This window comes from Shewanella sp. 492, assembly GCF_059338445.1.
On sequence record NZ_CM181702.1, the window covers coordinates 511,557 to 518,881 of the forward strand.

Consider the following 7,325-nt stretch of genomic DNA (forward strand, 5'->3'; position numbering starts at 1 on the left):
ACTACCTTGCAGCAAATAATGGGCAAAAACGTCGTAGTTCTCGGCACCCAATGGGGTGACGAAGGAAAGGGTAAGATAGTCGATCTACTTACCGAACAGGCCAAATATGTCGTTCGTTACCAAGGTGGCCACAATGCGGGTCACACACTGGTTATCGATGGTGACAAAACCGTTCTTCATCTTATTCCATCAGGAATTTTACGCGATAATGTGAAATGCATTATTGGTAATGGCGTGGTGCTAGCACCAGACGCTCTGATGACTGAGATCAACATGCTTAAAGAGCGTGGCGTACCTGTAGAGGAACGTCTACTTATCTCTGAAGCGTGTCCTTTGATCCTTCCATTCCATTGTGCGTTAGATGTCGCTCGCGAAAAAGCGCGTGGCAACAATGCTATTGGTACTACGGGTCGTGGCATTGGTCCAGCATACGAAGACAAAGTTTCTCGTCGCGGTTTACGTGTAGGTGATCTGTTTGATGCAGAATTGTTTGCCGTTAAACTAAAAGAAGTTATGGCTTACCATAACTTCATGCTGACCGAATACTACAAGTGTGAAGCAGTTGATTACGAAGAGACATTGAAAGATGCTCTAGCCATTGCTGATTACTTGAAGAGCATGTGTACAGACGTATCTGAGCTGCTTGATCAGGCACGCAAAGCTGGCGAACCAATTCTATTTGAAGGTGCTCAGGGCACGTTATTAGATATTGACCATGGTACTTATCCGTTCGTAACCTCTTCTAATACTACCGCCGGTGGTGTTGCAACGGGTTCAGGATTTGGTCCACGTCATCTAGATTACGTTTTGGGTATCATGAAGGCATACACCACTCGTGTTGGTGCAGGTCCTTTCCCAACAGAATTGAAAAACGAAATCGGCGACTACTTAGGTACTAAGGGTCACGAGTTCGGTGCCACTACTGGTCGTAAGCGTCGTCCAGGTTGGTTAGACGTTGTCGCAATGAAGCGCGCCGTTCAAATCAACAGTGTTAGCGGTTTCTGCTTAACTAAACTAGACGTTTTAGACGGCCTAGAAGAAGTTAAGATCTGTGTTGGCTATCAATACCCAGACGGTACTGTAGCAACTACGACTCCGTTAGCGGCTGAAGGTTACGAGCAGGTAACACCTGTACTCGAAACCATGCCTGGTTGGAGTGAAACTACTTTCGGCGCCACTTCTGTTGATCAATTGCCACAAGCGGCATTGAACTACATTAAGCGTCTTGAAGAGTTGCTGGAAACGCCAGTCGATATTATCTCAACGGGTCCCGATAGAAACGAGACCATGATTCTGGTGAATCCGTTTAGTTAATCATAAGGGCCGCGTTAAGCGGCCTTTTTATTGAGTCAGGCAAAAGAAACGGCTATAGATAGACGAGCGTTATTAAGGTATATGCCCAGCTGCCGATAAGATAAGTTATACTGCCCAATGACTGTGTTCCTACAGGTGATACAGGGCGCGAAATCGATATAGAGAATTTTGTTATGCTACGATTGGTATTCTTTATTATTTTGAGTTCCTTATCTTTAACCAGCTACGCAGATACCGAGGCTGTTGAAGTTTACAGCCAAGAACAATTGATTGATATGATACGAGATAAATCGTATCTCACTCGAGTCACCAGTGACGACTGCCAGTTACTGCAAGATATTGAGGCCCGTGCCGAAGTGCTGAAACAACCGCTGTATCAGTACCTTTGGGCTGAAATGCTCAATTATGGGATTTGCGTGACCGCCAATCCGCCAAGGGGTATTTCATTGCTTCGCGATGCCGCCGAACAAGGTAGCGCCGAAGCCATGGTTAGGATTGCCGAATATTACCGAGATGGTAAGTTTGTCATCCAAGATAGAGAGCGTGCAGTGCAATACACACTGCCCGCTGCCGCCAGTGGCGATCTTCCTGCACGTATGATGTTAGTGAGGTTGTTTGGCGAAGGCTATGGTAGCCCACGAGATTACGAAATGGGTTATCATTGGCTATACAATGATGTATTTAGTGATGAGGCGATGAAACAACAAGCCTTACAATTATTGATGGTGCTAGAAGCAAAAATGCCCGCCAGTGCAGTTAAGAGGGCAAAGCAGGAGCATCTGAGATCCCGGTAATTGCCCCAAGCAATTAAGCATGGGCTGACATTTTGGATATTGAATGATCAACGATCCGCATTTAAAGCGTGAACAACAGAAGTACGACAACCCCATCCCCAGCCGTGAGTATATTTTAGAATACTTGCGCTCACAAAAATCACCCCTCAATCGCGAAAAAATTGCAGATGCACTCAACATTGTTGATGAAGAGCAATTAGAAGCATTGCGTCGTCGTCTACGCGCGATGGAACGTGATGGTGAGCTAGTCTTTACGCGCGGGCAAGCCTATGGCTTACCTGAGCGCATGGACCTACTCAGTGGCACTGTGATTGGCCACCGCGATGGTTTTGGCTTTTTAAAGCTCGACGAAGGGGGTGATGACCTTTATATCAATAACCGTGACATGTTGATGTATTTTCACGGTGATAAGGTTTTAGCTCAAAAAGCTGGCGTCGATAGAAAAGGGCGCGGCGAAGCACGTATTGTGCGCCTAACTCATCAGCGCACCGCCCCATTGGTGGGCCGTTTTCATATCGACTCAGGCATGGCCTTTGTCATCGCCGATGACAAACGTATCACCCAAGAGATTTTAATCCCTAACGAAGATCGCAACGGCGCCCGTCAAGGCGATGTGGTAGTAGTCGAATTAACCCGTCGTCCAGGCCGCCATATCAAGGCTGCCGGTAAAGTGGTTGAAGTGTTAGGCAAAGAGATGGCACCCGGTATGGAGATAGAAATTGCATTACGTAATTACGATCTTCCCCACACTTGGTCGAGCGCTATCGAAAAGAAACTGCGCAAGATCCCCGATGAGGTAACCGAAGAGGAAAAGCAAGGTCGTGTCGACCTGCGTAAGCTGCCTTTGGTGACCATTGACGGTGAAGATGCACGCGATTTCGATGATGCCGTTTATGCCGAAACTAAAAAAAGCGGTGGCTGGCGCTTATGGGTTGCCATTGCCGATGTGAGTCATTATGTGCGCACCGAATCGGCGCTGGATCAAGAGGCGCGTGCACGAGGTAACTCGGTTTACTTCCCATCGCAAGTGATCCCTATGTTGCCAGAGAAGCTGTCAAACGGCCTGTGTTCACTCAATCCAGGGGTCGATCGCTTGTGCATGGTGGCAGAAATGACTATCTCAGCCTCAGGTAAACTGTCGGGTTATAAGTTTTACCCAGCGGTGATGCACTCTCACGCACGTTTAACCTATACCCAAGTTGCCGATATGCTCGAAGGTGGTGAGGTGAGCGATGAGCTCAAACCTATCTTCCCGCATCTACAGACGCTGCAATCTTTGTATCTGGTCTTAGAGCAAAACCGCGCTAAGCGCGGCGCTATTGCCTTTGAAACTACAGAGACTCAGTTTGTGTTTAACGCCGATCGTAAGATTGAGCGTATTGAGCAGCGTCATCGGAACCAGGCCCATAAAATCATTGAAGAATGTATGATTTTGGCTAACGTTGCCTCGGCTAAATTTGTGCAAAAGCATAAAGGTGAAGTGCTATATCGAGTGCATGAAGCGCCATCAGAGCAAAAACTCACTAATTTTAAGGACTTCCTTAAAGAGCGTGGACTCACCATGGCTGGTGGGTTAGAGCCGACTCCGGCTGATTATCAAGCCTTAATGGAACAGATTGCCGACCGACCCGATGCTGAACTGATACAGGTAATGTTGCTGCGCTCGATGCGCCAAGCTACCTATACCCCAGATAATCAAGGGCATTTTGGATTGGCACTAGAGGAGTATTCCCACTTCACTTCGCCCATTCGCCGCTATCCCGACCTTATCTTACATCGCGTCATTCGCTACCTATTAGCCAAGGAGCGAGGTGAAGGCAAAGATAAATGGACCCCAGATGGGGGTTACCATTACCAGATTGAAGAGTTAGACCTGCTCGGCGAAGAGTGTTCAACCACTGAGCGCCGCGCCGATGAAGCCACCCGAGATGTCAGCGATTGGCTTAAATGTGAGTTTATGCGAGATCATGTGGGGGATACCTTTGAAGCTGTGATCGCCTCGGTGACTCACTTTGGTCTGTTTGTACGCCTAAGTGACTTGTTTATCGATGGTTTAGTACATATCTCTAGCCTAGGCGGTGACTATTATCATTACGATAATATGCGTCAACGCCTTGTGGGCGAAGCCTCTGGTCAGGTGTATCAGATTGGCGATCCGGTGACGGTTAAAGTGGCCAGCGTGAATCTTGATGATCGCCAAATCGATCTTGTGATGGTTGGTGATGAGGGACGCTCGCCAAGGCGAGGTAAGAGTAATAACCCGCTGACGGCCCGTGAGCGGGTTAACCTTGAAGGTGCTAAGCAAGGTAAAGGGACTGGCGATAAAACGGCCCGCAAACCTCGACGCAGTAGCGCTAAGACCGCAGCCGGTAATCCCAAGGCAGACGCAAAAGCCCCCGCCAAGCGTAAAACCAATGGGGCTAAAGGTGGTGCAGCTAAAGCCAAAGCGGATGCAGCCAAAACTGGCGCCAAAAAACGTAAGCCAGTAAAGCGTAAAGTCACTAAGTAATAAGCGCAGTAATAAGAGAAAATATATTAATGAAAAAACAAGATATCACCTTCGGCATTCATGCACTTGAAGCAGTGCTTAACCATAGTCCCGAACGTGTGATTGAGATGTGGGTATTGCAAGGTCGTGACGATCAACGCTTAATCCCACTACTTGAAATCGCCGCCCAGTATGGCGTGTCAATTCAAAAAACATCGCGTAAGGCGCTTGATGAGAAAGCGGGTAGCACCCAACATCAGGGGGTTTTGGCTCGCGTTAAAGCAGTTAAACAGCTTAACGACAACGATCTGTTAGCCTTAGTGGAAAAGACCGACACCCCATTTTTGCTTATCCTGGATGGCGTTACCGACCCACATAATCTGGGGGCTTGTTTACGTAACGCTGATGCCGCAGGTGTTCACGGCGTCATCGTGCCACGTGATAACTCGGTTGGCCTAACCCCAACGGTTAGCAAGGTAGCATGTGGCGCGGCTGAAGTGGTGCCACTGTTTCAGGTGACTAACCTCGCACGTACCATGAAGAGCCTGCAAGACAAGGGGATTTGGATCATCGGTGCAGCAGGTGAAGCTGAGCATAATCTGTATCAAGCCGACCTTAAAGGACCGCTAGCCATCGCCATGGGCGCCGAAGATAAGGGCCTGCGTCGTTTGACTCGTGAGAGCTGTGATTCACTTGCCTCCATCCCAATGTCGGGCAGCGTTTCGAGTTTAAATGTATCGGTCGCGACGGGTATTTGTTTATTTGAGGCGGTTCGCCAAAGAATTAGCTAATCGCCAATTCGATGGTCAATTGTTGATTTGCCCATTAGTTAGCAATAGCTTTTAGCCTGCAGTGTTGATAGATGCCGATGAGGGTTACCCTCATCGGCATTTTTGTTTCTGGCATTAGGTCAAGTAGCTCTCAGTGATACTTGCACACGGTTCCTGCCTACAGGTGAGCTCGGCAACTCAGCCAAACAGCCTGCTATTGTTGACCTTGAAATAAACGTCAGCATCCCTATTTATTATTAGCTAGTGCCACCATAAAGAGGTTATATCGATGAAAAAATTACGTATTAAAAAGATGTTAGCGGTTTCGGCCTTAATGCTGTTGCCATCGCCTATGGTCATGGCATCGAGCGATTGCACACATTTAATGGGCTGTGAAAGAAAATTTTGTGAAATTGAAACTCAGCTAGCACAGGCTAAAAAACAGCATAACTCACATAAAGTTAATGGGTTAACTAAGGCACTTGAAGCGGCTAAAGCTAACTGCAGCAATGCAGCGTTACGCCAGGAGTTGATTGAGGATATTGACGATGTTAACCAAGATATTGCCGAGTATACCCAAGCATTAAAGGAAGCTAAGGCGGAAGGCAAGCAAGACAAGGTGATGAAGTACCAACATAAACTGCAGGATGAGCGGCAGCAGTTATTGCAGTTGCAAACTGAGTTATCCTATCTTAAGTAATGCGGTGCTCACTGACCGACGGGGTTATCAGCAAATGGTCATGAGCGTAAATCTGAGATGGTGTGCCAGTGACGGCGCCCCATCTCCAATATCATCCCTGTCGCTAAGCCCGCTGCGGTATTGACAAATAAACAGATCGTCGCGGTCGAGAGAATGACAAAAATACAAAAGGGTTTACCGTCGATAAAGCGTTTTGACCATGCCAACTGCACTCCAGCAATGGCAAGCAGGCTGCCGAGCACCGCTAAGGGGATAAGCGAGAGTAGACTCGCGATGTTCTCACCCCAACATAGGGCGATGAGTAAGCAACTGGTGCCAAACAGGGCTGGTGCAATCCAGGTTCTGGCACCAAAATGATATTGCACCGCTAGCCCTCCAGCGCCATGGCACATGGCGGCTGCGCCAAAAGGGGCTAATAACAGGTTGGCCCAACCAGAGCTGGTAGCGAGGCGTTGAGGTGAAAATCTGTCTGGGTGATGATTGGCATCGTGGGGAAACTTTTCTTTCGCCATAGCTGAGGTAGCGATCACCGCATTGGTGAGCGTTAGTGCTAGCTGCGGCAGGACTAATAATCCGGCGGCAGAGGCCCACTCTTGCATGCTGGGCCAGCCCAGTTGCCAATCGTTGCTGGCTGCCAGTGTAAAGCTAGGGGCGAAGCCGCTGTTATATTGCCATACAATCCCGACCACTAGCACTAAAGGCATCACAAGGTAGGGCAGGGGTAAGAAACGGCTGGCAAACAGGGTACTAAAGGTCAAGATACCGATGAGCCAAGTGTCGCTCATCATCTGGGCCCCCATCCAAATCAGTTGTAACCCTATGGCCAATTGTATTCCAATGCTGATGGCAGGCGACAGCTGTTTAGCCATCCAAGTAATGGCGCCACTATAAGCCAAGATTAAAAGAATTACCCCCATCATTATACCGCTGGCTTGCAACATGCCGGGGGTTAACCCTTGGGCTATCACGAGCGCGGCAATCACTTTCATCGGTTGTACAGGTATCGGCCTGCGGTAGTAGAAGGCGCTAAATAGGGCGAACAGGCCAAAGCCGATAAAGATCCCTTGAGCCGAGAAGTGATTCAGGGCGATAAGGCCAAGCACTAAAGGTAAAAAAGTGCCTAAATCGGCAAAAGCTCCGCCGAATTCACCTGTAAATTGATTAATATGTTTCAGTCTGTTGCTATTACAACTCATATAGCTTGCCGCAGAAAATGGTCTCTTACTAACGCAATTTTAATGCCACATTTTTTGTGGTTA

6 protein-coding genes are annotated in these 7,325 nt (G+C 48.2%); 5 read left to right on the forward strand and 1 reads right to left on the reverse strand.

Annotation, left to right across the window (positions count from 1 at the left end; all coding sequences use genetic code 11):
• The first annotated feature begins 18 nt into the window (after positions 1 to 18).
• The 5 genes from AC5YBX_RS02365 to AC5YBX_RS02385 all read left to right on the forward strand — a co-directional run bounded on the left by AC5YBX_RS02365 (position 19) and on the right by AC5YBX_RS02385 (position 6,066).
• Positions 19 to 1,314 carry an adenylosuccinate synthase gene (locus AC5YBX_RS02365; protein ID WP_475515759.1) on the forward strand — a complete coding sequence of 432 codons (1,296 nt, stop codon included), beginning with the start codon at positions 19 to 21 and terminating at the stop codon, positions 1,312 to 1,314.
• A gap of 173 nt (positions 1,315 to 1,487) precedes the next feature.
• Complete coding sequence (locus AC5YBX_RS02370) at positions 1,488 to 2,108, forward strand: tetratricopeptide repeat protein (protein WP_475515760.1); 621 nt, start codon at positions 1,488 to 1,490, stop codon at positions 2,106 to 2,108.
• Positions 2,109 to 2,151: 43 nt separating this feature from the next.
• The gene (rnr, locus tag AC5YBX_RS02375) at positions 2,152 to 4,617 is read left to right on the forward strand and encodes a ribonuclease R (protein ID WP_494520133.1); all 2,466 of its coding nucleotides are present in this window, start codon (positions 2,152 to 2,154) and stop codon (positions 4,615 to 4,617) included.
• 29 nt (positions 4,618 to 4,646) lie between these two features.
• On the forward strand, positions 4,647 to 5,387 hold the full coding sequence (gene rlmB / locus AC5YBX_RS02380) for a 23S rRNA (guanosine(2251)-2'-O)-methyltransferase RlmB (protein ID WP_494520132.1): 741 nt from the start codon (positions 4,647 to 4,649) through the stop codon (positions 5,385 to 5,387).
• Positions 5,388 to 5,655: 268 nt separating this feature from the next.
• Positions 5,656 to 6,066: a DUF1090 domain-containing protein gene (locus tag AC5YBX_RS02385; protein ID WP_494520131.1), complete on the forward strand. Its 411-nt coding sequence runs from the start codon at positions 5,656 to 5,658 to the stop codon at positions 6,064 to 6,066.
• Positions 6,067 to 6,104: 38 nt separating this feature from the next.
• Here the strand turns inward: AC5YBX_RS02385 and AC5YBX_RS02390 are convergent, their stop codons facing one another.
• Positions 6,105 to 7,262 carry a putative sulfate/molybdate transporter gene (locus AC5YBX_RS02390; RefSeq protein WP_475515764.1) on the reverse strand — a complete coding sequence of 386 codons (1,158 nt, stop codon included), beginning with the start codon at positions 7,260 to 7,262 and terminating at the stop codon, positions 6,105 to 6,107.
• Positions 7,263 to 7,325 lie beyond the last annotated feature (63 nt).

Bases quoted from the DNA above. Each gene is read 5' to 3' on its own strand.
- AC5YBX_RS02365 (WP_475515759.1), top strand. From the start codon at position 19: ATGGGCAAAAACGTCGTAGTTCTCGGCACCCAATGGGGTGACGAAGGA.
- AC5YBX_RS02370 (WP_475515760.1), top strand. From the start codon at position 1,488: ATGCTACGATTGGTATTCTTTATTATTTTGAGTTCCTTATCTTTAACC.
- rnr (WP_494520133.1), top strand. From the start codon at position 2,152: ATGATCAACGATCCGCATTTAAAGCGTGAACAACAGAAGTACGACAAC.
- rlmB (WP_494520132.1), top strand. From the start codon at position 4,647: ATGAAAAAACAAGATATCACCTTCGGCATTCATGCACTTGAAGCAGTG.
- AC5YBX_RS02385 (WP_494520131.1), top strand. From the start codon at position 5,656: ATGAAAAAATTACGTATTAAAAAGATGTTAGCGGTTTCGGCCTTAATG.
- AC5YBX_RS02390 (WP_475515764.1), bottom strand. From the start codon at position 7,262: ATGAGTTGTAATAGCAACAGACTGAAACATATTAATCAATTTACAGGT.